Genomic DNA, 26916 nt, shown 5'->3' with positions numbered 1-26916 from the left:
CACCATAGAAGGAGCCCCATGACCGACCGCGAGATCCGCTTCGCCGAGATCCAAGCCGAGTTTCTTCCCGACGACCTGCTCGAGCGCATCCGGGGGCGGGCCGCGGCGTATGACCGCGAGAACCGCTTCTTCCAGGAGGACTTCGACGAGCTCGTCGAGCACGGCTACCTGAAGCTCTTCGTGCCGAAGGACATGGGTGGGCCGGGGCTCGGCATGAACGAGGTCTCGCGGCTCCAGCAGGTGCTCGCGAAGGCGGCGCCCGCGACAGCGTTGGGCATTAACATGCACCTCGTGTGGACCGGCGTCGCCCGCGCCCTGCTCGAGCGAGGCGACGACTCGCACCGGTTCGTGCTCGAGGAGACCGCGGCCGGCGAGGTGTTCGCGTTCGGCGTGAGCGAGCCCGGCAACGACCTCGTGCTCTACGGCTCGACCACCGCCGCCGTCCCCACCGGCGATGGCGGCTACCGCTTCACCGGCAAGAAGATCTTCACGTCGCTCTCACCCGTCTGGACGCGGCTCGGCGCCCACGGCCTCGACGAGATCGACCCCGAGGATAAGCGGATCGTCTACGGCTTCATCGAGCGCGGCGAGGACGGCATCGCGGTCTCCGAGCACTGGGACCCGATGGGGATGCGCGCCACGCAGAGCCGCTCGACTACCCTCACCGACGTGCCGATGCGCGCGGACCGCGTGACCCGGCGCATCCCCGACGGCATGACCCCGGACTCGCTCACGTTCGCGATCAACGCGCACTTCCAGCTGCTCATCGCCTCGGTCTACACCGGTCTCGCCGCCCGCGCCCTCGAGCTGGCGGGCGAGGCGCTCCACAAGCGGGCGTCGCGCAAGAACGAGGTGACTTACGCGGAGCTGCCCGAGTTCCGCGACCGCGTCGCCGACGCCGCGATCCTCTACGAGTCGGTGCCGCCCCAGCTCGACAGCTACACGCGCGACTTCGACGACCTCGTCGACCACGGCGCGGGTTGGCCGCGACGCTTCGTCGGCGCAAAGCTGCGGGCCACCGAGATGGCGCGGCGGGTGGTCGAGGATGCGTTCCGGTGCGCTGGCGGCGCGGCCTTCGACAATTCCTCGGAACTGAACCGGCTCTACCGCGACGCGCTCGCGGGGATGTTCCACCCCTCCGGCTGGGACGGCGCGCGGCCGCTGTTCGCCGGGGCCTACCTGGATCAATAGTCAGGCACCAAGCAAGTAGATTCGTTCTATGACGAACCACGACGCCGCCCGCGAGTCCGACCCTTCGACCAACGAGCTGGTAGAGCGCCGATACGGTGCTGCGCATCCTGGCCCGCTTGCCGACGGCAACGCGACCATCAACTTGCAGTTGCGGCACCGTTCGGTGCGCAAGTTTCTGCCGGCAGAGGTGACGGATGCGCAGCTCGAGTTGATCGTCGCGGCCGCGCAGTCGGGTTCGCAGTCCTCCAATCTGCAGGTCTGGAGCGTCGTCGCGGTGCGCGACCAGGCGCGGAAGGACCGGATCTCGGCGGCGCTCGGCGGGCATCCCTATATCGAGCACTGCTCGGTGTTTCTCGTGTGGACCGCCGATTTCAACCGCAACACCCGCATCGTCGAGGCCGCGCACGGCACCGAGGTGGATTCGGTCGGCTATCTCGAAAACACGCTCGTGTCGTTCGTCGACTCCGGGATCGCGGGGCAGAACGCGTTGCTTGCCGCCGAGTCGCTCGGCCTCGGCGGGGTGTTCGTCGGCTCGGTGCGTAACAATCCGCTCGAGCTCTCGCGCGAGCTGAATCTACCGGAGTACGTCTTTCCCGTTGTGGGGCTCGCGGTTGGCGTCCCCGACCCGACCGAGCGCGCATCCACCAAGCCCCGGCTGCCGCAGCGCGCGGTCTTGCACCACGAGCAATACGACGCCGGAGCGTGGGAATCGGCCTCGCGCGAGTACGAACAGCACCTCGCCGACTATTACGCCGATTACGGTCGCGAGAACTACAGCTGGGCGTTCACGCTCAACCGCCGCATCGGTTCGGTCGAGGGGATGCACGGCCGGCACCAGATCCGCGAGTGGCTCGCGGCGAAGGGCTTCGACTCGGAGTAACTGCGCTGCGAGCTATTCCTCGCGCTCGAGGCGGTTGTACTTGTCGCGCAGGAAGATGAGGTGGGCGTCTGAGCGGATCTCGGCGTCCTTGAGGACGTTGACCTCGAGCTCATCGACGCCGACCTTCATGAGGTCCACGACGTGGTCGAGGTTCTCGAGCAGCTCCATCGCAGTTGCCTGTGCCTCGGGGCTGTTGATCGACGCGACCCGGTTGGCGCGCGATGCGAGCTGCCGATACTCGCTGATGCGATCGACCTGGAGCATCGAGAACTGCGGGTATGCCTGGTGTCGCGAGTCGATGTTGCCGACCTTACGGATGGCCTCGAGCCGCTCCTCGAGTACGGCCATCTTCTTGTCGACCGGCGCGGTGACGAGCGATTCATCGACCGGCTTACTCACGAATTGCCGCGCGAGCTTGTTGTAGAGCTTGCCCTCGGCCGGGATTTCGAGCGGCTGGATGCGGATGCTCGACGGACCGATCGGCTCGATGCTGAATTCGGCGTAGCCGTTGACGGACAGCACGTTTGCGCGCAGCGGCCTGCCTGTGCGCATGACCTCCGCGATCTTGTTCAGGAACGTCTTGGCGCCGGCCCCGCGATACTCGTTGCCGACGGCGTCAGTGATCGCCTCCGTGTAGCGGTATTCGGTGGCCTGACGTTCACGGACGGAATCCTGCTTCTTCCGGCCCGCGAGGAATCCCGCGATGCCCGCGGCGGGGCCGACCACGAGGCCGCCGATGAGTACCGCGAGCGGCGGCAGGATGGCCGCGCCCGCGAACAGCGAGATGACGCCGCCGATCACCGCGAGTGCGGCGTATCCGGCGATGCCCGCGACACCCCAGCCGATGCCCCACAGCCACGGGATCGCGCCCGGGGAGAACGCGTTCTTGCGCCACATCTTGTCGCCGATGGGCTTCTCAAAGTTCAGTTCGAGCGCCGGTCCGCGGCGGCGCCACTGCACGCCTGATCCTGGACGGGCGCGCTCAATAGCCCCGTCACTTCCGGTCGAGTTCCATCCCAGCGCATCCATTTCAAGAATTATCTCAGCCGAACCCTGAGATCGGGGTGGTGAGCGGTTCGCTTTCGGCGTTCGTGCGCTAATCCAGCGCGAGCGTGCACAGAGGCATCCGTGCTGCCGCTTATCTCATGCGGGCCAGACACCCGACGAGCCACGGCGGTGCGAGCCGAGCAGATGCGTGTCGATGATCCCCACCGCCTCCATCAGCGCGTACATCGTCGTGGGGCCGACGAACGAGAATCCTTCCTTGCGAAGTGCCTTTGACAAAGCGAAGGATTCAGGTGATTTCGTGGGAATCTCCGCGAACGTGCGCGGCATCGGTGTCTCAGCGGGCTGGAACGACCACACGAAGCTAACCAGACCCCCTCGTTCGCGAAGCCGAATGGTCGCATTCGCATTGGTGATCGCGGCATGGATCTTCGCCTTGTTTCGCACGATACCGGTGTCGGCCATGAGCCGTTCTATCTCTGTTTCACCGTAGCCAGCGACCTGTTCCGGTTCGAAGTCGTTGAATGCGGCGCGAAAGGCGGGCCGCTTGCGCAGGATCGTGGCCCAGGACAGGCCCGCTTGAAACGCCTCGAGACTGATTCGCTCGTACATGCCCTGCTCGTCGCGGATAGGCATGCCCCACTCGGTGTCGTAGTACTCCCGAAGCATCGGGTCGACGCTCGCCCATGCCGGACGGGCCAGTCCGTCATCACCGACGACAATGCCTGGATCATCGGTGGCATCGGTGGTTTTGGATGCTGCGGTGGTCGGTATGCTCAATCTGCTTCTTTCGCTGCTTCGGTGCGGATGCGTGTTTCAGTTCAACCGTCGAGGCCGGTAACCCGCATCGTGATGTTGATTCGTCCGGTCTCGAGCCCGCAGCCCGCAGGTGCGGTGCCGGGGTACACCTTCGGGATGCCGTGGTAGGCCAGCCTCGACGGGCCGCCGAAGACGAACAGGTCGCCGGATGCCAGGTCGATGTCCTGATAAGGCCTGCCCCGCGTCTCGGTGTTGCCGAATCGGAATCGACAGGTGTCGCCGATTGACAGCGACACCACAGGGGCCCGGGCGCGTTCATCCTTGTCTTGGTGCATCCCCATCCGCGCGGTGTCGTCGTAGTAGTTCACCAGCGCCGTGTCCGGCGTGTAGTCATCGCCCGCGTGCGGGTCGCCCGACGTGGCGACAAGCGCTTTGCGGCCGAGGCGCACCATCCAGTCTGGGAAATCGAGTACCCGGTTACCGTTCACATCAACGGCCTCTCGGGTGTATTCGTAGGGTCGCCAATGCCAACCAAGGCACACCGTGCGCACGCTCATCTCGTGCCCTCGAACCTTCGCGGCCCTGATAGGAACGGGGCCCTTGGTCCACTCATGGAAGCGAGCCACGATCCACCGCTGCTGCTCGAGTGTGAGCCAGCTTGGCACAAAGTGTGCCCCTTCGGGCAGCTCGGGTGCAGCCCGGTCCAGCATGTCGTCTCCGAAGAGAGTGCTCATCGGGCCGCCTCGCGTGACCGTTTCCACAAGGCATACTTCTCCGGCAGGCACGCGCCGCAGGGGCGGAACCCCGCGGCGATCGCGATGGCCTCGTTGGCGAAGAACACCCGGTTCTTCACGTAACCGCCCTTCGCGATCGCCCGCAGCGCCGCCGGGCAATCCAGTCGGCCATAGATCCGTCCGCCACGGTGCCCGCCCAGGATCCCGGGAGTCACGCTCTCATACGGGCTGCGGTCCGCGCCGAGGAGCGTATACGTCTTACCGGTCATCATGCCCTCACGCGGCGTCATGGAAGACCAGCGCAAGCGTGAACCGCTCCCCCGAACGGATTGCGGACACTCCGTGGCGTACCGGCGCCGCCGACCAGCCCCGCCTAGACTCCACGGGCCGGTCCCGCGTCGTGAACACGTACCCGTGCCCCTGCGGCAACAAGAACGCCGAGCCACGCGATTGCGCCCGGGGCCGCTGCTCCAACAACAAGAACTCACCACCGGTGTGGTCCACACCCGGATTATTGAGATTGATTACCACCTGCAGCGGAAACACCCGGTCCCCGTAGAGATCGCGGTGCAACGCGTTCCAGTCCTTTTCGCCATACTTCAGCAGGATCGCGGTTGACTTGTCCTGTCCCGCCTCATGGCACATCTGAAGCCACTCGTCCAGGGTGTCCGGCCAGATCGCGTCTCGGCCAAGCTTCCCCCACCAGTCGCGCGCGATGGGCAGCAGATGTGGGTACAGGGCCTGTTTGAGTCGCTCGATCGGCTCCGGATACGGGGCATGGAAATACTTGTATTGGCCCTCGCCGAAACGCACTCGCCCCATGTTGACCGTCTGCCGGAACATCGCATCCACCTCGTAGAGGCCACGAATCTCCTCGGCCTCCTCCGGTGTGAGCAACTGCGGCAGCAGCGCCCCGCCGTACTCGTTCACCTCGGCGGTGATCGCCTCCCAGTTCCCGGAGTCCACGCGCTGAGCGTAGACGTCTGGCTTGGTTTGTTTCGTGTTCATGCTGCCTTCTCCAATGTCAGTAGCGTCGTCTTCGCGTCCAGGCCGCCGATGTACCCGCCGAGACTGCCGTCGGTGCGCAGCACCCGGTGGCAGGGCACCACCACCGGCAACGGGTTCGTCGCGCACGCCGTACCCACAGCCCGCACCGCTTTCGGATTGCCGACGTGCTCCGCAACCTCCTTGTACGACTCGGTGCGCCCGTAGCCGATGTGCGGCAAGTAACGCTGCACGATCTGCCGGAACCCCGAGGACATCGCGTAATCGAGCGGCAGATCGAACGCGTGCCGCGTACCGGCGAAGTACTCCTCGATTTCCTCGGCGACCGCATCCAAGCGACGCGGGGCTTCCAACACGCGAGGGCTGATCTTCTTCGCCAAGGTTTCGAGTACCGTGTCGAAGCCTTCGCGTTCGAACGCGACGCGCACGAGACCCTTCTCGGTCGCAGCCAACAGCAGCGGGCCGACTGGGGTGTCGATCGTACGGTAGGCGACGTCGAGCAAGCCGTGCTCACCGGCAATGGCCGCCAGTCGCGTGTGCAGGTCGGTCATCGTGCCGGGCTCGATCGGGAATAGTGCGGCGTGCTCGGCCCCCTGGTTACGATCGGCCGCGAGGTTCAGGCCGGATGGTGTGATGTCGCTCATCGGGGCGCTCCCTTCGTGTGCTCGCCCGAGTGATAGATCTGTCGCAAGGTCTTCATACCGTCGGCCGCGGCGCGGCGCACCGCATCCGGGCTGCCGCCGATGATCTCGGCGGTCTCGGCGTGCGGCAGCCCGCCGAGATAGTGATAGGCGACCGCGAGGCGCTGTCGTTCCGGGAGCACGGCGACCGCCGCCCACACCCCGTACTCGTCACGGCCGGGGATGCCCAACGTCGAGACCTGTTCTGGGAGGGAATCGCTCGGAATCGCGCGCCGAGCGCGCGCTCGGGTTACGTCGATCGCCTTTCGACGGGCCACGCGCACCAACCACGCTTCAACGTTCGTGTCCTCCGGCAGGTCCGGCCAAGACTTCAGTGCGGCGAGGAACGTCTCAGACCACGCGTCGTCAGCATCCGCGCCTGGCCCCAGCACGGCGCGACAGACCCGCAGCACAGTCTCCCCGTGCCGCTTGACCGCCTGCTCGAATGGATGCTTCATCTTCATCACACGGTAAACGCATCAGTCGGTTCAAACGTGAGATCAGACTTTCTAAAACAGCCGCGAGCCTGACGCCTCGGCTGGCTCTTCCAACTCCAGTAGGAATCGCTTGCGGTCCAGACCACCCGCATACCCCGTCAGCGATCCATCGGCACCGACGACGCGATGACACGGAATGAACACGCACACCGGGTTCCTCCCGACCGCCTGCCCCACGCGCTGTGCAAGTCTCCGATCCCCAAGCCTCTCGGCCAGCGCGCCATATGTCGTGGTTTGCCCATAAGGAATCTCACGCAACATTGCCCACACACGCTCGGAGAACTCGTTCCCCCAAGTTTGGACCGACACGTCGAACGACTCGCGGTCGCCCACGAAAAACTCGTCGAGTTCCGCCTTCGCTCGCGCGAGCACATCGTCTTCCTCAGCATCCACACGAACGCCGAAGGTCGTTTCATCGGGTAGGTGCCAATGCTCCGGAAAATACAGCCCCGTAAGATCATCGCCGTCAGCGACCAGCGTCACTTCTCCCAACGTTGTCTCGACCAGTGCATGTCGAACCGTAGTCATGATCATCACCTCTTCTTGCTCGCTATGAAGACGCACCAGCGTGGCGAAACGTGAGATGCGCTCGACTCTTCCATGTTCCGCTCAAGTGCCGGACCACGGCAGCTCCCGCTGCATGTCGCTGTGAGGTGTTTGAGATGCGGACCAAATTGCTGCGGTCGCGTTTGAGGGGACCTCTACCGTGAACCAGGGTAGTTCCGGCACCCTCCAAGGTGGCCCTGACGAACCAGGGAGTCCCGTCACCACGGCTCGTCGCGTTCACCCAGATGGAACGAACTCGCACCATGGTTCGCTGCCGTCCACTTCGTGGTTCACAACATCCACACCAAGGTTTGCAACTTCTCCGCAACGCGGTGCGATATCGCCAACATGCTCAATGGGCAGCATTACAGGTACACAACGTTCGTCCGCAGGTTCCCGACGGCCGTCGTCAGCGCGGTTAATGTACGTTCATGCCTGAAAATCGTGCTTCTGGAAAGCTTCGCAGCGCCGCTGCTTTGTTCGTGCTCGACTTCATCTTGGCTGCGCTCGCCCTAGTGCTGAACTTCGTGGTGCCGCCGAACACCGACCCGGAGAGCATGAACGTTCTACTCATTGTGGTGATGGCGACCAGCGTCGTGTCAATCTTGTTGTTCGTCGTCGCCGTTGCACTTGTCTTGTATGGAGTCGCGGCGCATTTCGAGCAGCAGCACGATTGGAACCGACGCCAGACCAAGCTGCTCGAACAATCTTTTCGGAGTGCGACCGGTCAACAAGGCCCGGCCACCAGCCAGATGACAGGCGCCATGCCGCGATGATCGGCCCCTCGACAGGTTTCTTGGACCCCCGCGCCAAAACCAAAGAAGTCTCGGGACATCGCGTGAACGATGTTCCGAGACTTCACATGGTCGGGAATACAGGATTTGAACCTGCGACTTCTCGATCAACAGGGCGTGGATACGGGCGAATGCGGTGAGCATCGGTGAATGCGGTGAATGAGAGCCTGACCAGGTAAATCGCTCACAAATCTCGTCCGGTGAGATACGGCGAGAATTGGCTAGGGTTGCGTGCCGTCGATACCCGAGGGATACCGAAGCGGCGGGATAAGGGTGGGGAAAGTGTTTTGAGGAAAGTTTCCCCCGGAGGTTGCGCCCCCACTTTTTGGGTGCTAAGCTATAGATACAAGCAAGGGAGACCAGCTCCCAGCACCGCCAGGAAGGCAAGCAAATGTTCTACACCACCCGCACCGAAGCCATCGAGTCCATCATCGAAGCCCTCGGAGAGTTCGCCGACGAGCACGACATCGACGCCATCGCCGACGAGGTAATCGAGTACGACGACGCATACGACGCCGAGAAGAACGTCTACCACCTCGACCGCCAGGGCTTCTACATCAAGCCCGACACCGAAGAGTTCTGGGCCATCGTCCAGAAGCACGCCCTCTAACCCCAAGTGCCCCGGCCAAGTGTCGGGGCACTCTCATCTTTAGGAGACGAAATGACGACTATGACCGGCGCCGAGATCGCCGCGACCCGCCACCTGCTCGGCCTCACCCGCACCGACCTCGCTGGGATGCTCAAGGTGAACCCGCACACCATCAAAGACTGGGAGGCCGGGAAATTCCAGGCCCGTGAAGGCGTGATCACCGAGCTCCTCGCGATCCGCGCCCAGCATGACCAGGAAACCTCGCGGCTGATCGGCGGTGCCGAGGACGGCGTGATCATCGAGCTACCCCGAGGCCCGAAACCACAAGGCTGGTACCTCGCACTCGGTGCACGCGTGCTCGACGCCGTACCGGACGCGATGCTCGCCTGGTACGAGGAATGATCGTCACCCTCCGCGAGGCTGCCGACGAGCTCGGCTTCTCTCACCGCACACTCCTCACCTACCGGCAGCGGCGCGCAGACTTTCCCGCTCACGTCAAAATGCGGGGCGACGCGATGCTCTACAACCTCGACGAACTCCGCGCGTACCTGCGCCGGGACGAGGCGCCCGCCGTTTCAAACAAGCGCGCTGAGCGTCACGATGACGGCGCCGCGATCACCTGCCTCGAATGCGGAGCACGCAGGCAGTCACTCGCGCAGCACCTCCAGCGCATGCACGGGCTGACCGCCCCTGAGTACATTGAGCGGCACAATCTCCCCAGAACGACGGCGCTGCAGTCGCGTCATGCTCGCTCGGCGCACGGCCGCGCCCTCACGCCCCAAGGCCGCGCGCAGCTCTCCCATCGTGATCAGGCCGCGCGGTCGAAGAAAGCTGCCGAGCACACCCGCGTCGCGCACCAACGCGCAGGAGTGCCCGAGGTTCGCGCGCCAGGGCAGGCGAAAGGTGTTGCCGCGATGCACGCCCGCAAGCGTCGCGTCATGGACGAGCTGGTGCAGGCGCTCGGGTATACGGACTTTGAGGCTGCGATCCGCGCCACTGCCCACCTGACTATCCGCGGTGCAGCCCGCGCGCTCGGCATCGGGCAGGCCACCGTCACGAGGTGGAGGCGGCGCTACCTCGCGCAGGAAACGAGAAATGCGCCCCGCCCCAGCCGAAGCCGGGACGGGGCGTGAGTCTAGGGGTGCGAGTCCGGTGCGAGCCACGGCAGGAACCGTGCCACGAAATCGACGACGGGCTGCGCGGCCATGAGTCGCGCGAGGAACGTGGAGAGTGCCGTCAGCACACCTGATGCGCCGAGGAGCCACGCAATCCACGCGTCGGGCAAATACACCCCCACCGTGTCTACGAGGATCGGGATGGCGACGAGCAGCACCGCTATGAGCGAGACCGCTACCTGCGTGCCGGTACGGATCGCGGCACGCCACGGGAATTGGGATTGAGTGGAACGCTCCGCTTCGATGGCTGCCGAACGCTCGCCTGGATTGTCGGTCATGATTCCTCCTGGATCGGTATCTCTGATGTCAACGTTTTCGCCAATTCCGGGTGCACGATCGCGTACACGTGCGACGGGATACCGCCCTCCACAGCGAGCGGCCACGGCTTCCCCGGGTTATCCCGCTTGAACCGCCAGCCCTCCCGCACATACTCGACAAGGACGGCGTTAGCGTTCGCGTGCACACGCTCCGCAAGCCGCAGCTCCCGGAGTTCTCCACGCATCTCCACGATTTCGGCGCGCATCTCCCGCATGTCCTGATCCTGCTGCTGCACGGTGGACTTCCACACTTCGAGGGCACCGGCGACAACCTGCACCTCAGCGAGCGCGGCATCCGCTTTGCTTTTGCGACGCCCCGCGAAGAACCCGATCGCGCCCGTGCCCGTACCGGTTAGCCCCAGGGCTGCGAGCCACGGGGCGGGATCGAACTCGGTCATGCCCTACAGTTCCCGCTTGTTCGCGTCGTTCGCCTTCGTGAGCGCGGCACGCATCACCGGGCCGGGAACATCATTCCCGACGTAGCCCCAACGGCCACGCAGCCAGCGGGCGATAGCGGCCCACATGACCGGGCCGAGCACGTCGTTCTGGTTCGCCGGGTAGCCGTGATTTCCTCGCAGGAACTTCGCGAACCCCGCAGCTGAACCCGATCCCCAAATGTTGTCGATCCGGCCCGTGTAGCCGTAGAGCGCCGCGATCTTCTGCAAGCCCTCAACGTTCACGATGCCGAACGGATTCGAGCTCGACACCTTCGGACTCTTCCCGGTCTGCTTGAACACCAGGTGCGCAGCCTCGGTCGCGTCGCCCCAAATACCGTCCGCGGTCACGCCAAGGAACGTCTGGTAGCGCTTCACCGCAGCCTGAGTCTCGGGACCGTCCCAACCGTCCACAGTGATGTCTTCGCCGCGGTCGTGCCTGAGGAACCGCTGGCGCGACGCCATGCGCTCGTCGCCCTGCGCGGGCGCCGACGAAACGTTCCGGCCCGCGAGTCGCTGACGCCACTCCTTGACCTTCACGAGCAAGTCGTCACCGTACGAAGCGTTGCCGTTGTAGCGCTTGCCAGCGTTACGGATCGCCGCGTCAGTGGTCTTACCGCCGAGGTAATCCACCATCAACCGGAAGCCGTACTTCATGTTGTCCAGCGGCACCCACGGCTTGAGTCCAGCCTTCTCCATCTCATCGAAGAACGCTGGCCACGTGATCTGTGCAGGGCCGACGCCGTTCGATGTCTTGCCGCCTCGCACCTGCTTGATGAAGTCTTTGTATTTCGCTTCGGTGACCTCGCCGCCGCCGTGATACGCGCCGCCCGCGTCGTGACCGAACACGTTGCGACCGCCGGACTCTTTCTGAATTACCGCGGCCGCGATCGCGAGATCCAGGCCGACCGCAGACGCAGCCTTCACGATGATGGTCGAGTTGACCAGCCCGCCAGCTTCAAGCACCTGCGCCGCCGAGGGCTTCGGTGTATCGACCTTCCCGCCGATCTGTCCGCGGTACTCGATGTGCCACGGCTCCACCTGCGAGAACCCATACCCAGCAGGATCGAAACCGTACTTCGACGCGTTCGCCTTGATCCAGTGCGAGCGGACATTCCCGGCGACGGTCACGCCCGCGTCATCCCCACTGTCATGAATGTCGAGAGCTCGAGGGCCAGAAGGATTCGTCTCCACGTGGTACGCCAACGGTGACGACGGATGCAGTGCAAGGTTCCCCTTGCCTGCCTGGTAGTCCTCCCAGAAGTCGAGCTGCTCATCCCACGTGCGCGTCCCATCCGAGACATGCAGGGAATAGCCGGTCGCCTTCTGGAAATCTGCGGCCATCTCGCGGAACGCTTTTGCAACGTTCACCTCGACCCGGTGACCGTCAATATTCGTGTACTCGTAAGCCATTTCTTTGCCCTCCTTTTGGGCATAAAAAAGCCCCCCACCGGTATTGGCGAAAGGGCGGAGAAAAATCCACCCCGGTAGAGGCGGCTGGAAATCTCGTGGATCAGGTTGTGCGCGAAGTTGCGCCTTACTCGGCTAACTCCCTACCGTCCAGAGGAACCCAGAGAATGCTGATGCGAGACGCTCATACCCAGCCGCGTTCGGGTGGAGACCATCCGAGGTGAGCGTGGCCAGAGTGAGTTTTGTGAACCCCGAGTTCGCGTACGCGTCGTACACCGGGAGGCCGTACAGGCCGCCTACCTCCTTCACCGCGTCGACATAATCCAAAAGCTTGTGCCCCACCGCGTTGACGTGGTTCACGTCATACGACGCGTTATCGCGCTGCAGCGGTGTGGAAAGCATGATGCGGATAGTCGGGTTCTGAGTCAGAATGTGCTCGATCGTTGTGCGGTAGGCGCCCAAGAACGTAGCTCGATCGAACGATGCGTCACCGATTTGCCCGAGCGTTCCGACCGGCATGTCCAGCCGGAAATCATTAGTGCCCGCCGCGACAATCGCAAGGTCATGACCAACAAAGCTTTTCGTCAGAGCAGTCGTTACTGTCCCGACACCGTTTGCGGAACCATCCGACATGGGGCGGCCCGCTACTGCTGCGTTCTCAACCGAGGAAAACCCAAGTTCGTCACGGACAGCATTGAGCGCGGCCGCGCCATTCGCCATGACCGAATCACCAAGCACGATGAATGATCCACCAGCCCATACGCTGACACGACCCGAGAGCTCACTCTTCAACGCATATTTCTGGGCATTCGCCGCGTCCGAAAAGTAGTGGTCCCAGTCTGACCAGGTCCCCTGTAGCAGTGAGCGGATCGCGAACGCGCTGTAGCCCGTCGCGTCCGGGATCGCGACCTGAGTGACGTGAGCATTGTTTGCAGACCAAGGTTTCACGTCGATGGTGCACATCGTTGGGAACGGGTAGTTGCGTTCGCTTGTCGCAAACGTTGGCGAGTTCTGGTAAAAACTTCCGGTTGTCGTGAGCGTATCCAGATTCTCAGTGGTGAGTTGCCGAACACGAGATGTGACTTCACTGAAGATGGACCATCCAGCGGCGCCGTTACGATCCGCAGCCCAAACCCGAGTCGGGTTCAGCGCGACGAGAACCGCTGTTTTGTATGAACTATCCCGGTTGACGAGCAGTAACGAGCCCGCGGCTGGGAGGCCCATTTCGGTCGCCTTTGCGGTAGAGATCCAATGCGTACCACCCGGCAGAGAATCGAGGCTATCTGCCGTCGCCTGACCCTTGTAATACGACAACTCACCAAGCAGCAGCGGATCGTCATTAATACCGTCAATCACCGCCTGAGTCACCTCAGGATTCGACGCGATCACATCACCCACCATGCCCTCAGCCTGGACACGAATACGCGCATCCACCGCGTTCCGCGCAGCCGTTGAAGTAGACAGTTGGCTCGCGACCCACGCCACCGTTGCAACCGGCAGCATCCCAATAGTTACGAGTGTCATTCCGCTACCTCCTGCATGATTTCCCCCGTCGAGGTGATAATTACGATGTCGCCCGTTTTCAGCGTCTCGGGAATCTCCGCCGCAGTCTCGACCACGAACACGCCCCCGACTGTTGCCGGGAGCGTCGCATGATCAGACAACGAACCTCCCGACGAGGTGAGAAAGAACGTGCCCCAATCCGACCGTTTCACCGGCTGACCGCCCTCACCAAACCACGACTCAACCACCTCATACAGGGCGAGCGCACCCGACCGCGAACGCAACTGATCGCTAGGAATCAAATCCACCGAATACGCACCCGACGACGTGACATCCACAAGCTTCGTATCCGTATTCACGAGCGTCCCCCGTGGTGACACGCCTCCAACAAACGCACCTCCAACCGAGGCTTGAGCGACGTCGGATGCACCTCATTCGCCGGAGTCGCAACATAACCGGAATAGACAACCAAAAGAGTCTCCTTAACGAGAAAAACCACCCCTGATGGAGTGATTTAGGGGATGAGCGAGATATCGCTTAGGTTACCCAGTTACGCGGGTTTTGCGGCACACCATTCACGATCACTTCGAAGTGCAGGTGCGGCCCCGTCGAGTTTCCGGTAGAGCCGATATAGCCGATCGTCTGGCCTTGATTCACCGTCTGCCCGGCACTAACGATGATGCTCGACTGGTGGGCGTAGTAGGTCTTAATCCCGTCGCCGTGATCGATCTGGACTGCGTTGCCGTAGCCACCAGCCCAGCCAGCGAAATCGACCGTGCCAGCTCCCGATGCTGGGATAGGTGCGCCGTTCACGGCGGGATACCAGCCGTAGTCGATTCCCAAGTGGTCGGTTGACCCGATCCCGCCCGGTGATTCACGCGGCCCGAACTCGCTTGTCACCGTCGACCACGGGAACGGCGTGATCAGGCCAGTGGCCTCCGGGTCGCCAGGGTTGATCGGCCCCGGCCCGGTACCAATACCACCAACGGTTGGCCCGAGGTACACCTTGTTATCGGCTTCGTTCAGCACGAGGACGTGGTAGTTGTTTGCGCTCGCTGCAAGCTCGAGCGCACCCATCTTGATCGTGCCCTCATTGAACGACACGCCGTTCTTATTCAGCGTGATGGCGAACGTCGCACCACCACCCGAAAGACTGCCATTCATGAGCGCGAATCCAGACTCACCCATCTGCACATACGAGTCCGAGCCTTCGACAACGAAGCTCCGCGCGTGAACTGCACCCGTGAAGTCCGCGTCACCAGACACGTCCATGTCGCCGGATATGCCCATGTTGCCCGTGAAGTCCGACAGCCCCGACACGTCGAGCGGGCCGACAACATTCGTCTGCCCAGTGAACTTCGACGTACCCGACCAGTCGAGCGTGCCCGACCCCGACAGCGTGCCCGTAACATCGAACAGCCCCGTCACGAGCCCTTGACCTTCGATGAGCAGACCCTGATCTGACGCGATTCGCAGCCCGCCACGCTCCACAGAGCTAAAGCCGATCGGCGAGCCAGCTTCGAGGTCGCGCACACGCCGATTCGTGTCCGGGATCGCCGGGTCTTTCAAATTCCGCCAGCGCGCCATTACTCGACCTCCTGCGTCTCCACTCGGACCCGGCCCTTACCGGCACGCGAAACCGACAGCACATACAGCAGATATTCGCCGCGAGAGATACCCTCCGAGCCCGGATGCGCCAACCTGATCCGCATCCCGATACGCACCATGTCCGGCGTAAGCCAGCCGCCCTGCTCAAACTGCAGCTCAAACGAGAACTGACGGCGGGGCCCCCGACTGTCCAACAGTGTTGTCAACGCGATCTGATTCAACTGTGTATTGACGTCCACGTGCTTGTGCGACTCTGTGACGATCTGCCGCGGAACGCCCTCGATCATCGGCAGCTGGTCCGGCCCAGCCCAGCCAACGCGCATGGAAGCCTCAGAGCCAGCGCCGATCACCCACACGTCAGATGCTTGCTCCGAACCATCCTGTAGCTCTTTCAGCTTCGATACGGGAGTGCGGACAGGATTTTCGGGCGTCGCTGCACGCATCCGCACCTCGCCCCAGTCGAACGTGGGCGAACCAATATGCACATCCCACTTCAGTAGGCCACCGACCCACCGCGGGCGAAGGTTCCAGTCCGGGCCGCCCGTAGCATCAAGATCAGACATGACCTGAGTGAGGCTCTTGTAGTGGTACCGAAACAATTCATATGTGAGCTGCCCAGGCTTCTCCTCCGGCCACAAGAACGGCAACGCATACCTGGTGCCAATCTCGCGACCAAACGCCCGCCACAGCACCTCACGCACGATCCGATACATGGACGCACCCGTGATCGTAAGCTCGTTCGCGCCGCCCTCACCAGGCACCCACATTTGACGTTTATCGCCGAGCTTCTTGATCTCCACGAGATTCAGCGACAGCATTCCCGTGGAGTCGTCCCACTCCGAGTCCGTCACATACCCGGCATATTGGATATGCCCCGGCCCGGAAAACACTTCGTGCTTGACTTCTTCGATGACGATCGTTGTCGCGGCGGTACGCCGCAGCAAGCGCACCGACTCGAAGTCGAGCTTGCGTTTCTGATCCCGCGCGTAGATCGTCACCGACCCAGTCCCCGGCGTCGTGAGTGAAGTAGTCCACGAACCGACCGTGCCGCCGATCTTCGTGAAGATCCGCTCCCCAGTCACCGTATGCACGGGGACAATGCGCTCAACCATCAAACCCCCCCTACACGAACCGGTCAGTAAACGTCACCGTCGCCGAGCCCGAACCCGACCCGGTGAAGGTGACCGTGCCAACGCCAGGCGCAAGATTCGACTCGTACCCGCTGATGCCCTCGGTAATGAACCCCGAAGACGACGACTTGACCCAGCCGTTTTCATGATCGACTGTCACCGTCTCGCCAGATCCAACCGCACGATCGACATACAGCCGGGACGAGCCGACACCGAGACCCCAGTTCACCCCGAGCGGGCCGCGAACGTCTACCATCGGCCAAGCGGGGAGAGTGCCGCGATTCTCAACCGTGACCGTCTGCCCAGGAGTGAGCGTGTACTTTCGCGACTCACCATTCCAATGCGCATCCGCACATCGGAAAGCAATCGTGAACTCTGCGCGAGGCTTGTTGATCCACCGGTCATGCAGCCACGTGACAGCGCCCTCAACGCGAGCCATCGCATACCGGTAGCCACGCTCCGACCGGTACGTGAGCGGCCGGTACGCAGACGAGGCGTTCAACGCCATCAGCCGGTCGTGCATCGCCTCCAGCTCACGATGAGTCGGCGCGTGCGCGACACCCTGCAACGTGCGGACAATCCCATCAAGCGAGGAATCACCCCAATAGGAGCCGTCACCAACATCGCGCTTCGCGACCTCGCCCGAACGGCTCGCAGAATCGTCAAACTGCTCGAGCCCGTTCCGCTTGATACCGAACCCTGAAAGGTCATGTGGAGTCGCCTTCCCGCGACCCCACACCGTGAGCCCATCCATCTCCACATAGATCTGACTCACAAGCCACCCCTCAGAATCTTGTCAACCTCAAGCGCAATATCCCGCGCAGACTGACCATCCGTCGCGTTGATCGTGATACGCACGTCACCGACCGCAGGCCGCTCCATGACCGCCGTGGCCGTCTGCTGAGGTGCAGCAGCAAACGACGCATCAACCGCCATCCGCGCACGCGCCTCAACAGCATTCGCCGCATCCGACGCATACTGTTGCGGGTCAATCACCGCACCGCGAGCAAGCTGGTCAGCAGCGGACTCAACGTCAGATTGCGAATCCCGCATGCCATCCGCGAACCCCTCAACGAGCGACTTACCACGGTGCGGAGTCCAACCACGGCCCGAGAACGGGCCCTTCTTCGCCGGGGACTGAGGCAGCCACGACGAGATCTCATCCACAACACCGCCGATTGCGTCACCCACGCCCGACACCATCGACGCGATACCGTCGATCAGTCCTTGGATGATGGTCTTTCCGAGTTCGAGCCAGTCGACCTCAGTAATCGCGTTCCAGATCGCCTCAATGATCTGAGGAATCGCCGCAATCAGGTCAGGGATCGCGACAACAAGACCCTCCACGATCGCGAGGATGATCTGAATCGCCGCCTCGATAATCATCGGCAGGTTTTCGAGCAGCGTTTCAACAATCGTCGAAATCATGCCCACCGCCGACGTGATCAGGTCAGGCAGCGCCCCGATGATGCCGAGGATCAGCGACATGATCAGCGAAATACCGGCCTCGATAATTAACGGAAGGTTTTCCGTGATCGCCGTCACCAGCCCAATAAGCAACTGCAGCGCGCCATCGAGCAGCATCGGCAGCGCATCAATCAGACCGGTGACGAGCGCCATCAGCAGATCAATACCAGCCTGGATGATGAGCGGCAGGTTCTCGACAATCGCCGTCAGTAGGCCATTGATCAGCGACAGTGCCGCCTCGATAATCATCGGAAGGTTTTCGATGATGCCCTGAATCAGCCCCATCAGCAGTGAAATGCCAGCCTGAATCAGCACCGGTAGTGCTTGGATGATTCCTTGCAGCAGTGTCGTGACGAGCGTCAGCGCAGCTTGGATGATCATCGGCAGATTCGCCACGATCGCATCCAGCAGCCCCGTGACCAGCGTCACCGCACCCTCAACCAGCAGCGGCACCGCAACAACGATGCCGTCAATCAGCGCTTGCACGATCTGCGTCGCCGCCTCCAGCAGCTGAGGCACCGCCGACAGAATGCCGTCCACCAGCTCAGGGATTGCCGACACAATCGCATCAATCACACCCGGCAGGGCTGAAACGATCGTGTCAACAAACCCCGACACGAGGTCACCGATCTGCCCGAAATCCCCACCAGCCGCAGCAAAAGCGCCAAGACCTGCCGCCGCAATAAACAACGGATTCGTCAGCAACGGCAGCTTCGTCGCGAGCCCAGAAAACAGGCTCCCCACAATCGGCAGCTTCGTCGCGAGCCCAGAAAACAGGCTCCCCACAATCGGCAGCTTCGACAGCAACGGCACGAGACCAATCGCACCAATCGCACCAAACGAAGCGCCCAATGGGCCGAGCAGATTATCCAACCCGCCAACCGACTCACTGATCTTGTCAAGACCATCCTGGAACGGTTGCGGAAGAATCGTGACGATGCTCGACAGGAACGATGGGATCGACTGCACGAGACTCTGAAGGATCTGCCCCACACGCGGAACAATGTTGCTCAGCGCCGTGCCAACCGACTGGACAAGATTGTCCGTCATCCCCTCAACATCACCATCGGTCTTACCCAACTCGGTGAGCCAGTTCGACCACGATGCCTTCATCGCGCCAACGGAACCCTCGATCGTGGACGCCGCCTCCTCGGCAGTCGTCCCAGTGATCCCAAGCTCCGTCTGCACAACGTGAATCGCCTCAGTCACATCCGCAAACGAGTCAATGTTGTACTCGACACCCGACAGTTTCGCGGCATCCTCAAGCAGGCGCTCCATCTCCTGCTTCGTGCCGCCATACCCCAGCTTGAGGTTGTCAAGCATCGTGTAGTTCTGCTTCGCGAACCCCTGATACGTGTTCTGAATCGAAGCAATGTCGGTACCCATTTTGTTGGCGTTGTCCGACATGTCGATCATCGCCTGATTCGCGGCACCCGCAGCAGCAGTCGTGTCACCATCAAGCGACGAAATCAGCGACGCCGAGAAAGACGTGACCTGCGTCATGTACTCATTCGCGGACACACCCGCGGTCTGGAACGCCTCGTCTGCAAACCCCTGCACGGTTCCCGATGCATCCTTGAACAGCGTGTCGATACCGCCAGTGACCTGCTCCCACGTCGCATACTCCGACACGGCAGACTTCGTGATCGCAACAGCCTGCGTAGCGAGCGCTGCAAGCCCCGCAGCGGCCATCTGAGACGCCGCCTGGATACCAGCACCGATACCATCCAGGATGGCTTTACCGGCACTGCCAGCCTTATCCCCGATGCCCGTAAGAGCATTCCCAGCAGCGTCCTTCAGGCGGTCGAACCCAGTCACCGAGCTAGCGGCAGAATCCCCGGCATCCTTCGACGCGTCCTTCACCGCCGACTGGGCATCCTTCAGCTTCGTCGAAGCCGTCGCCAAATTGTCAGCCGCGACCTTCTCTTTACGACGAGCCGACTCGAGCTTCTCGCTCGCAGCAACCGCAGCCGCCGAATCCTCACCCGACTTACGGATAACCTCAGCTAGCTTCGCCTCAGCCGTCCGCACGGTCCCCGCAGCGTCCTGCTGCTTCAACCGCGCCGCCGTCAGCTTGTCCTGCGCCGACTGCACCTCACGAGTAAGCGTCTTGAGCGACGTACCACCGAGCCCAGCCGACGCCGACGAAAACGCCGACTTCATGTCCTTACCGAGCTTCGACCCAGCCGACCGACCGGCCCCGCCCATCGAGGACTGCAAGTTGCGGCCACCCTCGCGGCCCGCGGCGGTGGACTCGGCAGCGACCGCCTTGCGGAAACCGCTGAAACGGGGCGTGACCATCACGAAACCCGCGCCGACTTGCTTCACGAGAGACACCACCTTCCGCGCTCAGAGCGCAAAAAAGGGGCCTCTCAGCCCCTACGCAAACATTGCCTGCAACTCCGCCAACGCCTCAGCCCGTTCAGCCGTAGACACCGACAACGCCTCACGGCGACGGTTCTCCGCCCCCAACGTCCACGGCATCAGCTTCCTCGCCGCATCAGGCGACCCAGCCGACGACGCCAACTGCACCAACTCAGGGAACGACGCCGGGAAAGCCCACCCCTGCACGGCCGCATAGAGTGGCGTGGCCGTGTCGCCCATCGCCGCAACCACAAGGTCATATGCCTCACCGAACGTCACACCGTCGCCAATATCACCCGGGGAAACCCCGTACTTGCGCATCGTCGCCGCAAACGCGGCCGGATGCTCCAAGCTGACGTTGGCGACGTACGCTATTTCCCCAGTGAAGCGTTCTGCACCTTCGTGAGCGCATCGAAATAGCGTTCAACGAATACGGCTTGCAGGCGAATGTCATCAGGGATCTTGCCAAGCTCATCCTCAAGCCCGAGAGCAATGAGCAGCGCCTCGAGCTGGTCGAACGGGTCATCGAACCGCTCGGTCACATCCGCGTAAAGCTCGCGAGTGAGCTTCAACGGAACACCGATACGAGTGCCGTCCTCGAACTCGGCCGCGAAAAAATCGCGGCTAAACCGAGTCTCAATGCCGGGATTCTCGGCAATCTCCGCAAGCGCTTCCTCTTCATCGAAAGCGCCCTCAAAAAACTTATCCAGATCAGTGCTGGTCACAATTCCCTCTCAATACAACGAAAAAGGGGCAGGCGGTCACCTGCCCCTCAACAACACGACTAGCCAGCCGGCGGAGTCGGAACAGCTGGAACGATCGGCACGCGCCGATAGAGGTCGCCGCCAAGCTCGTCGGCAGCAGACCACTTGAACGTTGATACCGATGTTTCGAGCGTCCCGCGCTCCGCCGATCCAGGCGCGAACTCTTGCACGCGGGCAAACCCGTTTGTCGCGTCAATCAGGCCATCGCGCCGCTTCATAATCAGCAGTAGTGGGAATCGTTCGCCATTAGCACCGCCTACAGTAACCGCACCTTCGGCGCCCGGAGTCTTGCCGTGGTCAAGCCACTGCACGATCTCGCGATCCTCCGCGAGCGTCAGGCCCACGGTGCGCGACACCTCGCCCACGAGCTCGAAACCGGGCTGATAGAACTCGGTGCTATCGCCAGCTTCTCGCGCGAACTCCGGGCCGCTATCCTTCGCCCACAGCCCTAGGCTTTCGTATCCTGTAGGTGGAGTGATCTTGCCGTCACTGCCGACCATCGCCTTCATTTCACTCTCACTAAGGAGAGTCGCGCTCGGTGACCGGTTGATAAACGCAAGCCCGGTCTGGTAGACCTTCGCCTTCTCAACATCAAAATCTACGTCGGCCATTATTTACTCCATCCAAAATAGGGCTGTCTAATAGCCGACAGCCGCGGTTACGTACTCGACCGTCATATAGCGGCGAGCAACATCACTTGATTCATCAACGGCATACGGTCCGTTGCATCCGTCCCACTCAACCCGAGTGACAGGTGACTGCCCGATACCGGTAATCCCGTCATCGAACAGGGCCGCGGCAACCTCACGAGCAAGGTCATTCGCGGGCTTGTCGTTCGCCTTCGTGCCAGCAAGCACAGAGACGCCGACCGCGTTCTGAAACAGCATGAAATCCAGCCGCGGCCCGGAATCGTCCCGCACCACGATCAAAGGCTTCGTTAACGGCAAGAGCCGCCCAAGCTCAGGCGGCTCTTTATTCGTGACCGTGCAGTGCGGGAACTTCCCCCGCAGATACCCGGTCAACCACAATTCGATATCCGGGCGTATATAGGTCATCGGACGCCCCGAGCAAGATTCCCGGTGCGAGACTCGACCAGCATCGCGTGAGGTGCGTCAGCAACCACACGATAGACCGGCCTACCCCCTCGAGGGGACTTCTCGACATGGATTGAACCCTTGTACTCGCCACTATCCCCGACAGGCGCAGTAGCGCGAACCCTCGCCGCGACACGTTCAGCCGCGGCTTGCAGCTCAGCGTTCAAACCAGGATCGTCATACAAGGATTCAATGAACCCCGGACTATTGACGTAGTTCTTCGCCATCATCCCTCGTATCTCGTCAACGGGATCTCCCGCGGCGGCGTCCAATTTGTGAACGGGTTCGTGTCCGCAGCCGGGGGAATCCCGTCAATCGTGTACGTATAGTCACCGTCGACAATGCGGTCACCCTTACGAATATCCGCCTCGCCACAAAACAGCGACTTCGCTTCAAGCGCCTGCTCGCGAGTCGCCGTGGCAAGCATCGAAGTAGACGTGTGCGCGACAAACGCGCCCTCGATCACGAGCGAGGACGGGTTAGACCAATCCGAGAACGTTTCCTCACCCGAATACGGGTCAACCTGCACCCCAGCCCGAAGTCTCGTCACAGACCTACCGAACGGAAAATCCATCATTCCTCCGGCCAAATCTTGCCCACAGGGCGATCCTTCGGGAAGCTCCCCTTGGACAGCCCACCGACACTAGATCCGCCGCACAGCGCCCGCAGGGCCATCGTCGGAGCGCCGTCAAACATGGACTGCACATCCGTGTAATCCACCCTCGCCGGACCAATCGACTGCGACTTCACGAACCGCTGCCCACGAGTACGAGTGTCCTTATAGACCCGCTTGAGGATCGCGAGCGCATCCGCTCGACCCTCACCCTCAAGCGACGAGATGCAAGGGGCAATGACTCGACCGATCACAAGAATCTCGCGAGCAAGATCATCATCCTCGCCAATCTCGATTGGAAGAATCATCGCCCCTTACCCCTTACTTCGTCGTGCGCGATCGAGTCGCTGGCTTCGGATCCTCAGGCGCTTCGGACTTCTCTGGCTCCTTAGGAGTCTCGGTAGTCTCCGCCTCTTCGACCGGGACGGGCTCCTTGCGCACGAGACCAACCGACTCGAGGTGCGCGACGCTCGCCGCGTCAGCGCCAGCCGCATCGAAACGACCGTTTCGGTACACGTAACGCTCCGAGCCGTCCAGCAGGCGCACCACGGCCACCGCAGCAGTCACCGCATAAGTACCCTCACCGGGCTTCACGTCAGCCATTACAGCCCCGTCCCGGTGAGCTTCACGCCAGCCTGAGGTTCAGTGACAATCGGCACCGTGACGCGGCGACCACGCACAAGGTACGAGTCGTTATCCGAGATACGAGTAGTCGACGCCTCCACACCGGTCTGTCCAGCAGCCGCGAACTCCTCCGAGAGAAGCTTCTCGTCCGCCATACCGCCAAGCTGCGCAGTGTCGAAAAGCCACGGGTCCGTGCCGGTGATGTGCGGCGACGTGAGCCACGTCATACCGAACGCGCTCACCGGTGCAGTGCCCGAGAGAGCGATATTGCCCTGCTCGCGAGGAAGAGCGCCGTCGTCGACAAGCATGCCGACAAGCTTCGCCCACTTCGCAGACGGCAGCACCACAGTGTCCAGGTCAAGACCCGTAGCGAGCTCGGCGCGAGCCTCACGAACCGTCATGAGGTGCCCGAGCACGTTACCCGCGGTAGTCCACGCGCCAACGCCATCTGAGGTCGCAGCCGAGGTCGACGAGACACGCGACGCGATAACGCCCCACGCAACCGTGTCGACGTAGCGAACCATCTGGTTACCGACACGCATGAGCGCCTTCTGCACATACTGATTGCCCTCGCGGCTGATCTTCTCATCCGTGATGACCGAGCCCTGACCGAACTTCACAGTGCGCGCCGCAGACGGCACACCCTCGTCAAGCTGAATCAGCGGGTAGTCACCAGCAGGCTCAATCGCCTCCGGGTCAGTGCCCGTGTACAGGTCACCAGTCTCGGTCTCGTAGTAGACCCCGCCACCAGCAGCGTCATAGCGGCCGCTCAGGAGATAGTCCGCGAGGAACTTCTCGTTCGTGAGCGACGCAACCTGACGCGCAATCAGCCGCGGATTCTTCAGCAGCAGGTGAAGCTGCTCCGTAGTAAGCGTCCCAGTCTGGTGACGCACAGGGTATGTGTAGCCCATTTTTCGATCCTCCTAGACCAGAACTTCAATGACGTCATCGGCGTTAGTCGCCGCGGTGAGTGCGAGGCCGACAGGATTAGTGCCAGCGCCGATGGTCGCGACCTTCCCGCCAGTGGCGGTGATGACCTTCGCGCCCGCAGCAATTGCAGCCGACGCAACAAGACGGTGGACAGTGCCCTTGCCGACGAAAACAGCGACCTGCTCGCCCGACTTCGAGTCACGCGCAGCAACACCGACGACCTTCGCCGAATCAGCCGCAGCGTGAGCGACCGTGCCAGCCGCCGAAAGCTCGACAACGTGACCGCCGGTAACATCTGCCGACGTAGTGAGCGTCACGACCGCGCCAGCGGGAAACTTGGGGATGTAGTCAGCCATTTCTAGACCTCCTGAGTCTTGCCGTTGAACCGGTCAAGGAGCGCGTCCTCGGCGGTCTGAATGTCGTCCGAGTGGCCAATTTCAGCCACCGGAATAGTGTTCTTCGGGAACGATTCGATGAGCGCCTTCGCGCCCTCTTCGTCCTTCTCGAGCGCCGAAAGCCAAGTGGCCTTCGATGCGGCAGTGATGCGGCCATCAGCCATCGCGGCCTTCACGATGCCCTCCCGGCGAGCCTCAGCCTGCGCCTCGAGCGCCTCACGGCCAGCAGCAGCATCAGCCTGGAGCTGCGCGAACACATTCGCGTCCACAGCCTGCACACCAGCAGGGAGCTTCGACTCCGGCTCTACAGGAGTCGTCGCAAGATCCACCAGACGGTTAATCTCAGTGATCGTCTCTTCCTCAGTCGTGCCCTCGTCCATGCCGAGAGCTTCGATTACATCGTCCAGATAAGCCACAAGGCCCTCCTTCTGTACGTCCGCCTCGGCGGAACTTTCACCCGACCGGTTGGCCGAGAGGTCTATTCGGGCGAGCACCGGCGCTGGGGCCATCGCTCGACCTCGAAACTTGAAACGCGACAGATCAAACGCCGCGGTAGCCTCAGGCTCGGCATCCACCCAGTCATCAGCCAGGCCAGCCTCAACAGCCTCCTCCGCCGTATACCAGGTCTCCGCCTGCATCAGCTCACGCCAATGCTCACGCGAGCCACCAGCGCGCGCCGCATACGCGTCCGCATAGCTGTCAGACAGTTTGTTGAGCACCTGCGCAGTCTCGTCCATCGTCTGCGCGTTACCCATCGCGAAACCCGACGCGTCGTGAATCATCAACTGCGCGCCACGATTCATCGTGATCCGGTCGCCCGCCATCGCGATCATCGACGCCGCCGACGCCGCAAGAGCATCAACCGTCACATGCACCTTCGCCTTATGCCGACGAAGCGCATTCATGATCGCGATCCCATCCCACGCCGCACCACCAGGGCTATTGACGTAGACATTCAGGTCATCGACCTCGAGCGCCTGGATCTCATCAATCAACGCCTTCGGGGACACGCCGCCCCACCAGGACTCGCCAATCTCGTCATAGATATACACATCAGCCGACGCCGGAGCATCCTCAACTTCAGCCTTCATCTCAATGCGGAACCAAGGCCGCGATTTCTCATTCATGCAGCCCCCTCGGCTCTCACTTGTGCAGGTCTCACTCTCGTTGTGGCGCTGTCTTTCACCGGCGCGCCAAAACGTTCACGCAGCCACGCCTCAAGACGCTCATCAACCTCAATCGCGCCGCAATCCACGAGCGCGCGAATCGACTCCGCCGTCACCGGCTGTTGCTCACCAATCGCCGCAGGAACTAGCTTCGGCGCGGGCTCATCCTCCGAGAAAGCAAGATCCACAAGATCTTCGATCACATGCTGATTCGTGACCTCAGCAATATGCTGCGCCACCGCATTCAACGAGTCCGTGAAGAAATTCGCGAACGTCGACCCCAAAGCCCAAGAACCCGTCTCAGTACCAAGGTTCAAGAAGTGCGCCAGCACACCACGAGCAATCTGCTCGTCGTAATACCGAATCGGCTTATCCGTATCAGGCAGATCACCCGACACCCCAACGAACTCGAACTTCGCGCCATTCGCGATCGACGCACCAGCAGACTCACCCGCTCGAGCGTTCTTCACCAGCTCAAGATTCGCCGCGATCTGCTCATCCATCCACGCCTTCAGCTCGTCAAACGACGCATCCTCAGGAGGAGGTGCAGACGTCGCCACCGGCATACCGAGGCCGTTACGTTCCGCCGTGAGTGCCTGGATGCGTAAGACACGATCCTTCAACACCCACATCTTGTACGCCGAACGCAATAGCGATTCACCGAGCCAGTTCGCGCCCTCACGCTCATTCGTGAACACCACAAGCCGGTCAACCGGAATCACAACATCGTCTTTGCCGTTCGCCCCAAACTGCTTGATCGCGACAAGACCACCGTCAGGGGCAGTCTCAATATCCGCAATCGTCCGCGGCGGACGCCAAGCCAATTTCCGCAGGTGCGTCTCGCCATCCGACTGGTCATACACCTGCTCGAAAAACGAGTGCCCATACACCAGCTCGAGCAATGCAAGACGAAGAAACTCCTGAAACGAAAACCGACCCTTCGAGCGAACAGGAGCCTGGAACGCCTCACCTTTCACCTTCAGACCAAGATCACGCGCAACATGCTCCACAACCTCCGGCCGGCAACCCGTCCCGTCGATCACCCACTCGGTACGCATAATCGGCAACGTCACCGCACGAAGAACAGACTTGACCTGCGTATCCTCGCGCCGCATCCGATCAAACACGTCAATCGAATTCGGCCACTGCAAATCAGGATTCGTCTCATGCGTCTCCGCAGCAAGCGCACCCCAACCGCTCACGCCAGAGCCCGACTGGTAACCAATCTCAACCAAGACAGAC

At 62.0% G+C, this 26916-nt stretch carries 35 protein-coding genes; 6 read left to right on the top strand and 29 right to left on the bottom strand.

The annotated features are described in order from the left end of the window. Positions 1 to 18 precede the first annotated feature (18 nt). Both GMOLON4_RS00955 and GMOLON4_RS00950 read left to right on the top strand, forming a co-directional pair. Positions 19 to 1191, top strand: a complete 1173-nt coding sequence (locus tag GMOLON4_RS00955) for an acyl-CoA dehydrogenase family protein (RefSeq protein WP_026937382.1) — start codon at positions 19 to 21, stop codon at positions 1189 to 1191. Between the two features lie 28 nt (positions 1192 to 1219). Further along, positions 1220 to 2071 (top strand): NADPH-dependent oxidoreductase, encoded by an 852-nt coding sequence (locus tag GMOLON4_RS00950; protein WP_084147577.1) that lies wholly within the window; start codon positions 1220 to 1222, stop codon positions 2069 to 2071. 12 nt (positions 2072 to 2083) lie between these two features. On the opposite strand, the gene GMOLON4_RS00945 is transcribed toward GMOLON4_RS00950, so the two are convergent. The 8 genes from GMOLON4_RS00945 to GMOLON4_RS00910 all read right to left on the bottom strand — a co-directional run bounded on the left by GMOLON4_RS00945 (position 2084) and on the right by GMOLON4_RS00910 (position 7279). Next, positions 2084 to 3100, bottom strand: coding sequence for a hypothetical protein (locus tag GMOLON4_RS00945; RefSeq protein ID WP_146137475.1), 1017 nt, complete (start codon positions 3098 to 3100; stop codon positions 2084 to 2086). A gap of 114 nt (positions 3101 to 3214) precedes the next feature. Continuing rightward, positions 3215 to 3850 carry a DNA-3-methyladenine glycosylase I gene (locus tag GMOLON4_RS00940; RefSeq protein ID WP_026937379.1) on the bottom strand — a complete coding sequence of 212 codons (636 nt, stop codon included), beginning with the start codon at positions 3848 to 3850 and terminating at the stop codon, positions 3215 to 3217. A gap of 47 nt (positions 3851 to 3897) precedes the next feature. Further along, positions 3898 to 4569, bottom strand: coding sequence for an alpha-ketoglutarate-dependent dioxygenase AlkB family protein (locus tag GMOLON4_RS00935; protein WP_026937378.1), 672 nt, complete (start codon positions 4567 to 4569; stop codon positions 3898 to 3900). Beyond that, the gene (locus tag GMOLON4_RS00930; protein ID WP_026937377.1) at positions 4566 to 4859 is read right to left on the bottom strand and encodes an Ada metal-binding domain-containing protein; all 294 of its coding nucleotides are present in this window, start codon (positions 4857 to 4859) and stop codon (positions 4566 to 4568) included. Before GMOLON4_RS00930 ends, GMOLON4_RS00935 begins: the two co-directional genes overlap by 4 nt. Next, positions 4846 to 5577, bottom strand: coding sequence for a 2OG-Fe(II) oxygenase (locus GMOLON4_RS00925; RefSeq protein ID WP_026937376.1), 732 nt, complete (start codon positions 5575 to 5577; stop codon positions 4846 to 4848). The genes GMOLON4_RS00930 and GMOLON4_RS00925 overlap by 14 nt, the downstream gene beginning before the upstream one ends. Further along, positions 5574 to 6218 (bottom strand): methylated-DNA--[protein]-cysteine S-methyltransferase, encoded by a 645-nt coding sequence (locus tag GMOLON4_RS00920; protein WP_035733179.1) that lies wholly within the window; start codon positions 6216 to 6218, stop codon positions 5574 to 5576. The genes GMOLON4_RS00925 and GMOLON4_RS00920 overlap by 4 nt, the downstream gene beginning before the upstream one ends. Beyond that, positions 6215 to 6712: an RNA polymerase sigma factor gene (locus GMOLON4_RS00915; RefSeq protein ID WP_035733210.1), complete on the bottom strand. Its 498-nt coding sequence runs from the start codon at positions 6710 to 6712 to the stop codon at positions 6215 to 6217. Before GMOLON4_RS00915 ends, GMOLON4_RS00920 begins: the two co-directional genes overlap by 4 nt. A gap of 51 nt (positions 6713 to 6763) precedes the next feature. Beyond that, positions 6764 to 7279 (bottom strand): methylated-DNA--[protein]-cysteine S-methyltransferase, encoded by a 516-nt coding sequence (locus tag GMOLON4_RS00910; RefSeq protein ID WP_026937373.1) that lies wholly within the window; start codon positions 7277 to 7279, stop codon positions 6764 to 6766. A 449-nt stretch (positions 7280 to 7728) separates the two neighbouring features. On the opposite strand from GMOLON4_RS00910, the gene GMOLON4_RS00905 reads away from it, so the two are divergent. The 4 genes from GMOLON4_RS00905 to GMOLON4_RS00890 all read left to right on the top strand — a co-directional run bounded on the left by GMOLON4_RS00905 (position 7729) and on the right by GMOLON4_RS00890 (position 9813). Then, positions 7729 to 8073 (top strand): hypothetical protein, encoded by a 345-nt coding sequence (locus GMOLON4_RS00905; protein WP_146137474.1) that lies wholly within the window; start codon positions 7729 to 7731, stop codon positions 8071 to 8073. A 409-nt stretch (positions 8074 to 8482) separates the two neighbouring features. Further along, positions 8483 to 8701 (top strand): hypothetical protein, encoded by a 219-nt coding sequence (locus tag GMOLON4_RS00900; protein ID WP_026937371.1) that lies wholly within the window; start codon positions 8483 to 8485, stop codon positions 8699 to 8701. 51 nt (positions 8702 to 8752) lie between these two features. Next, the gene (locus tag GMOLON4_RS00895; protein ID WP_026937370.1) at positions 8753 to 9082 is read left to right on the top strand and encodes a helix-turn-helix domain-containing protein; all 330 of its coding nucleotides are present in this window, start codon (positions 8753 to 8755) and stop codon (positions 9080 to 9082) included. Next, complete coding sequence (locus GMOLON4_RS00890) at positions 9079 to 9813, top strand: MucR family transcriptional regulator (RefSeq protein ID WP_026937369.1); 735 nt, start codon at positions 9079 to 9081, stop codon at positions 9811 to 9813. Before GMOLON4_RS00895 ends, GMOLON4_RS00890 begins: the two co-directional genes overlap by 4 nt. Positions 9814 to 9815: 2 nt before the next feature. Here the strand turns inward: GMOLON4_RS00890 and GMOLON4_RS00885 are convergent, their stop codons facing one another. From GMOLON4_RS00885 to GMOLON4_RS00790, 21 genes are all read right to left on the bottom strand, one after another. Continuing rightward, a complete protein-coding gene (locus tag GMOLON4_RS00885) occupies positions 9816 to 10133 on the bottom strand; it encodes a hypothetical protein (RefSeq protein WP_026937368.1) in 318 nt (105 codons plus the stop codon). Then, positions 10130 to 10570, bottom strand: coding sequence for a hypothetical protein (locus tag GMOLON4_RS00880; protein WP_026937367.1), 441 nt, complete (start codon positions 10568 to 10570; stop codon positions 10130 to 10132). The genes GMOLON4_RS00885 and GMOLON4_RS00880 overlap by 4 nt, the downstream gene beginning before the upstream one ends. A gap of 3 nt (positions 10571 to 10573) precedes the next feature. Beyond that, positions 10574 to 12019 carry a peptidoglycan-binding protein gene (locus GMOLON4_RS00875; protein ID WP_265415392.1) on the bottom strand — a complete coding sequence of 482 codons (1446 nt, stop codon included), beginning with the start codon at positions 12017 to 12019 and terminating at the stop codon, positions 10574 to 10576. 132 nt (positions 12020 to 12151) lie between these two features. Then, complete coding sequence (locus tag GMOLON4_RS00870) at positions 12152 to 13540, bottom strand: SGNH/GDSL hydrolase family protein (RefSeq protein ID WP_265415391.1); 1389 nt, start codon at positions 13538 to 13540, stop codon at positions 12152 to 12154. Further along, entirely contained in the window at positions 13537 to 13878 is a 342-nt protein-coding gene (locus tag GMOLON4_RS00865) for a hypothetical protein (RefSeq protein WP_146137592.1), read from the bottom strand. Before GMOLON4_RS00865 ends, GMOLON4_RS00870 begins: the two co-directional genes overlap by 4 nt. 178 nt (positions 13879 to 14056) lie before the next feature. Further along, positions 14057 to 15106 carry a M23 family metallopeptidase gene (locus tag GMOLON4_RS16295; RefSeq protein WP_106486767.1) on the bottom strand — a complete coding sequence of 350 codons (1050 nt, stop codon included), beginning with the start codon at positions 15104 to 15106 and terminating at the stop codon, positions 14057 to 14059. After that, positions 15106 to 16239, bottom strand: coding sequence for a hypothetical protein (locus tag GMOLON4_RS00855; RefSeq protein ID WP_265415390.1), 1134 nt, complete (start codon positions 16237 to 16239; stop codon positions 15106 to 15108). Before GMOLON4_RS00855 ends, GMOLON4_RS16295 begins: the two co-directional genes overlap by 1 nt. Positions 16240 to 16249: 10 nt before the next feature. Beyond that, positions 16250 to 17032 carry a phage tail family protein gene (locus GMOLON4_RS00850; RefSeq protein WP_265415389.1) on the bottom strand — a complete coding sequence of 261 codons (783 nt, stop codon included), beginning with the start codon at positions 17030 to 17032 and terminating at the stop codon, positions 16250 to 16252. Further along, entirely contained in the window at positions 17029 to 20052 is a 3024-nt protein-coding gene (locus GMOLON4_RS00845) for a hypothetical protein (RefSeq protein ID WP_265415388.1), read from the bottom strand. Before GMOLON4_RS00845 ends, GMOLON4_RS00850 begins: the two co-directional genes overlap by 4 nt. Positions 20053 to 20103: 51 nt before the next feature. Continuing rightward, on the bottom strand, positions 20104 to 20439 hold the full coding sequence (locus GMOLON4_RS00840; RefSeq protein ID WP_146137584.1) for a hypothetical protein: 336 nt from the start codon (positions 20437 to 20439) through the stop codon (positions 20104 to 20106). A 20-nt stretch (positions 20440 to 20459) separates the two neighbouring features. Continuing rightward, entirely contained in the window at positions 20460 to 20813 is a 354-nt protein-coding gene (locus GMOLON4_RS00835; protein ID WP_026937857.1) for a hypothetical protein, read from the bottom strand. 59 nt (positions 20814 to 20872) lie between these two features. Beyond that, the gene (locus GMOLON4_RS00830) at positions 20873 to 21463 is read right to left on the bottom strand and encodes a hypothetical protein (RefSeq protein WP_026937856.1); all 591 of its coding nucleotides are present in this window, start codon (positions 21461 to 21463) and stop codon (positions 20873 to 20875) included. A gap of 27 nt (positions 21464 to 21490) precedes the next feature. Beyond that, complete coding sequence (locus GMOLON4_RS00825) at positions 21491 to 21775, bottom strand: hypothetical protein (protein ID WP_211222718.1); 285 nt, start codon at positions 21773 to 21775, stop codon at positions 21491 to 21493. Positions 21776 to 21903: 128 nt separating this feature from the next. Further along, positions 21904 to 22173 (bottom strand): HK97 gp10 family phage protein, encoded by a 270-nt coding sequence (locus GMOLON4_RS16350; protein ID WP_169516550.1) that lies wholly within the window; start codon positions 22171 to 22173, stop codon positions 21904 to 21906. Beyond that, a complete protein-coding gene (locus GMOLON4_RS00820) occupies positions 22173 to 22496 on the bottom strand; it encodes a hypothetical protein (protein ID WP_146137583.1) in 324 nt (107 codons plus the stop codon). The genes GMOLON4_RS16350 and GMOLON4_RS00820 overlap by 1 nt, the downstream gene beginning before the upstream one ends. A 23-nt stretch (positions 22497 to 22519) precedes the next feature. Further along, positions 22520 to 22867 (bottom strand): hypothetical protein, encoded by a 348-nt coding sequence (locus GMOLON4_RS00815; RefSeq protein WP_106486737.1) that lies wholly within the window; start codon positions 22865 to 22867, stop codon positions 22520 to 22522. A gap of 13 nt (positions 22868 to 22880) precedes the next feature. Continuing rightward, a complete protein-coding gene (locus GMOLON4_RS00810; RefSeq protein ID WP_106486736.1) occupies positions 22881 to 23162 on the bottom strand; it encodes a hypothetical protein in 282 nt (93 codons plus the stop codon). Continuing rightward, positions 23162 to 24094: a phage major capsid protein gene (locus GMOLON4_RS00805; RefSeq protein WP_265415387.1), complete on the bottom strand. Its 933-nt coding sequence runs from the start codon at positions 24092 to 24094 to the stop codon at positions 23162 to 23164. Before GMOLON4_RS00805 ends, GMOLON4_RS00810 begins: the two co-directional genes overlap by 1 nt. Positions 24095 to 24106: 12 nt before the next feature. Then, entirely contained in the window at positions 24107 to 24469 is a 363-nt protein-coding gene (locus tag GMOLON4_RS00800; RefSeq protein ID WP_106486774.1) for a capsid cement protein, read from the bottom strand. 2 nt (positions 24470 to 24471) lie between these two features. After that, a complete protein-coding gene (locus tag GMOLON4_RS00795) occupies positions 24472 to 25635 on the bottom strand; it encodes a head maturation protease, ClpP-related (protein WP_106486775.1) in 1164 nt (387 codons plus the stop codon). Continuing rightward, entirely contained in the window at positions 25632 to 26909 is a 1278-nt protein-coding gene (locus GMOLON4_RS00790; protein WP_265415386.1) for a phage portal protein family protein, read from the bottom strand. The genes GMOLON4_RS00795 and GMOLON4_RS00790 overlap by 4 nt, the downstream gene beginning before the upstream one ends. Positions 26910 to 26916 lie beyond the last annotated feature (7 nt).

Origin of the sequence: Gulosibacter molinativorax (assembly GCF_003010915.2) — a bacterium.
Classification (GTDB): domain Bacteria; phylum Actinomycetota; class Actinomycetes; order Actinomycetales; family Microbacteriaceae; genus Gulosibacter; species Gulosibacter molinativorax.
This window is presented reverse-complemented; position numbering and strand designations above follow the sequence as displayed.

Coding starts and splice junctions, on each gene's coding strand:
- GMOLON4_RS00885 (WP_026937368.1), bottom strand. CDS start 10,133: ATGACCGACAATCCAGGCGAGCGTTCGGCAGCCATCGAAGCGGAGCGT.
- GMOLON4_RS00830 (WP_026937856.1), bottom strand. CDS start 21,463: ATGGCCGACGTAGATTTTGATGTTGAGAAGGCGAAGGTCTACCAGACC.
- GMOLON4_RS00925 (WP_026937376.1), bottom strand. CDS start 5,577: ATGAACACGAAACAAACCAAGCCAGACGTCTACGCTCAGCGCGTGGAC.
- GMOLON4_RS00805 (WP_265415387.1), bottom strand. CDS start 24,094: ATGGGCTACACATACCCTGTGCGTCACCAGACTGGGACGCTTACTACG.
- GMOLON4_RS00880 (WP_026937367.1), bottom strand. CDS start 10,570: ATGACCGAGTTCGATCCCGCCCCGTGGCTCGCAGCCCTGGGGCTAACC.
- GMOLON4_RS00895 (WP_026937370.1), top strand. CDS start 8,753: ATGACGACTATGACCGGCGCCGAGATCGCCGCGACCCGCCACCTGCTC.
- GMOLON4_RS00915 (WP_035733210.1), bottom strand. CDS start 6,712: ATGAAGCATCCATTCGAGCAGGCGGTCAAGCGGCACGGGGAGACTGTG.
- GMOLON4_RS00875 (WP_265415392.1), bottom strand. CDS start 12,019: ATGGCTTACGAGTACACGAATATTGACGGTCACCGGGTCGAGGTGAAC.
- GMOLON4_RS00800 (WP_106486774.1), bottom strand. CDS start 24,469: ATGGCTGACTACATCCCCAAGTTTCCCGCTGGCGCGGTCGTGACGCTC.
- GMOLON4_RS00930 (WP_026937377.1), bottom strand. CDS start 4,859: ATGACGCCGCGTGAGGGCATGATGACCGGTAAGACGTATACGCTCCTC.
- GMOLON4_RS00905 (WP_146137474.1), top strand. CDS start 7,729: ATGCCTGAAAATCGTGCTTCTGGAAAGCTTCGCAGCGCCGCTGCTTTG.
- GMOLON4_RS00795 (WP_106486775.1), bottom strand. CDS start 25,635: ATGAATGAGAAATCGCGGCCTTGGTTCCGCATTGAGATGAAGGCTGAA.
- GMOLON4_RS00890 (WP_026937369.1), top strand. CDS start 9,079: ATGATCGTCACCCTCCGCGAGGCTGCCGACGAGCTCGGCTTCTCTCAC.
- GMOLON4_RS00810 (WP_106486736.1), bottom strand. CDS start 23,162: ATGGCTGACGTGAAGCCCGGTGAGGGTACTTATGCGGTGACTGCTGCG.
- GMOLON4_RS16295 (WP_106486767.1), bottom strand. CDS start 15,106: ATGGCGCGCTGGCGGAATTTGAAAGACCCGGCGATCCCGGACACGAAT.
- GMOLON4_RS00815 (WP_106486737.1), bottom strand. CDS start 22,867: ATGATTCTTCCAATCGAGATTGGCGAGGATGATGATCTTGCTCGCGAG.
- GMOLON4_RS00935 (WP_026937378.1), bottom strand. CDS start 4,569: ATGAGCACTCTCTTCGGAGACGACATGCTGGACCGGGCTGCACCCGAG.
- GMOLON4_RS16350 (WP_169516550.1), bottom strand. CDS start 22,173: ATGGCGAAGAACTACGTCAATAGTCCGGGGTTCATTGAATCCTTGTAT.
- GMOLON4_RS00945 (WP_146137475.1), bottom strand. CDS start 3,100: ATGGATGCGCTGGGATGGAACTCGACCGGAAGTGACGGGGCTATTGAG.
- GMOLON4_RS00950 (WP_084147577.1), top strand. CDS start 1,220: ATGACGAACCACGACGCCGCCCGCGAGTCCGACCCTTCGACCAACGAG.
- GMOLON4_RS00900 (WP_026937371.1), top strand. CDS start 8,483: ATGTTCTACACCACCCGCACCGAAGCCATCGAGTCCATCATCGAAGCC.
- GMOLON4_RS00920 (WP_035733179.1), bottom strand. CDS start 6,218: ATGAGCGACATCACACCATCCGGCCTGAACCTCGCGGCCGATCGTAAC.
- GMOLON4_RS00855 (WP_265415390.1), bottom strand. CDS start 16,239: ATGGTTGAGCGCATTGTCCCCGTGCATACGGTGACTGGGGAGCGGATC.
- GMOLON4_RS00910 (WP_026937373.1), bottom strand. CDS start 7,279: ATGACTACGGTTCGACATGCACTGGTCGAGACAACGTTGGGAGAAGTG.
- GMOLON4_RS00870 (WP_265415391.1), bottom strand. CDS start 13,540: ATGACACTCGTAACTATTGGGATGCTGCCGGTTGCAACGGTGGCGTGG.
- GMOLON4_RS00955 (WP_026937382.1), top strand. CDS start 19: ATGACCGACCGCGAGATCCGCTTCGCCGAGATCCAAGCCGAGTTTCTT.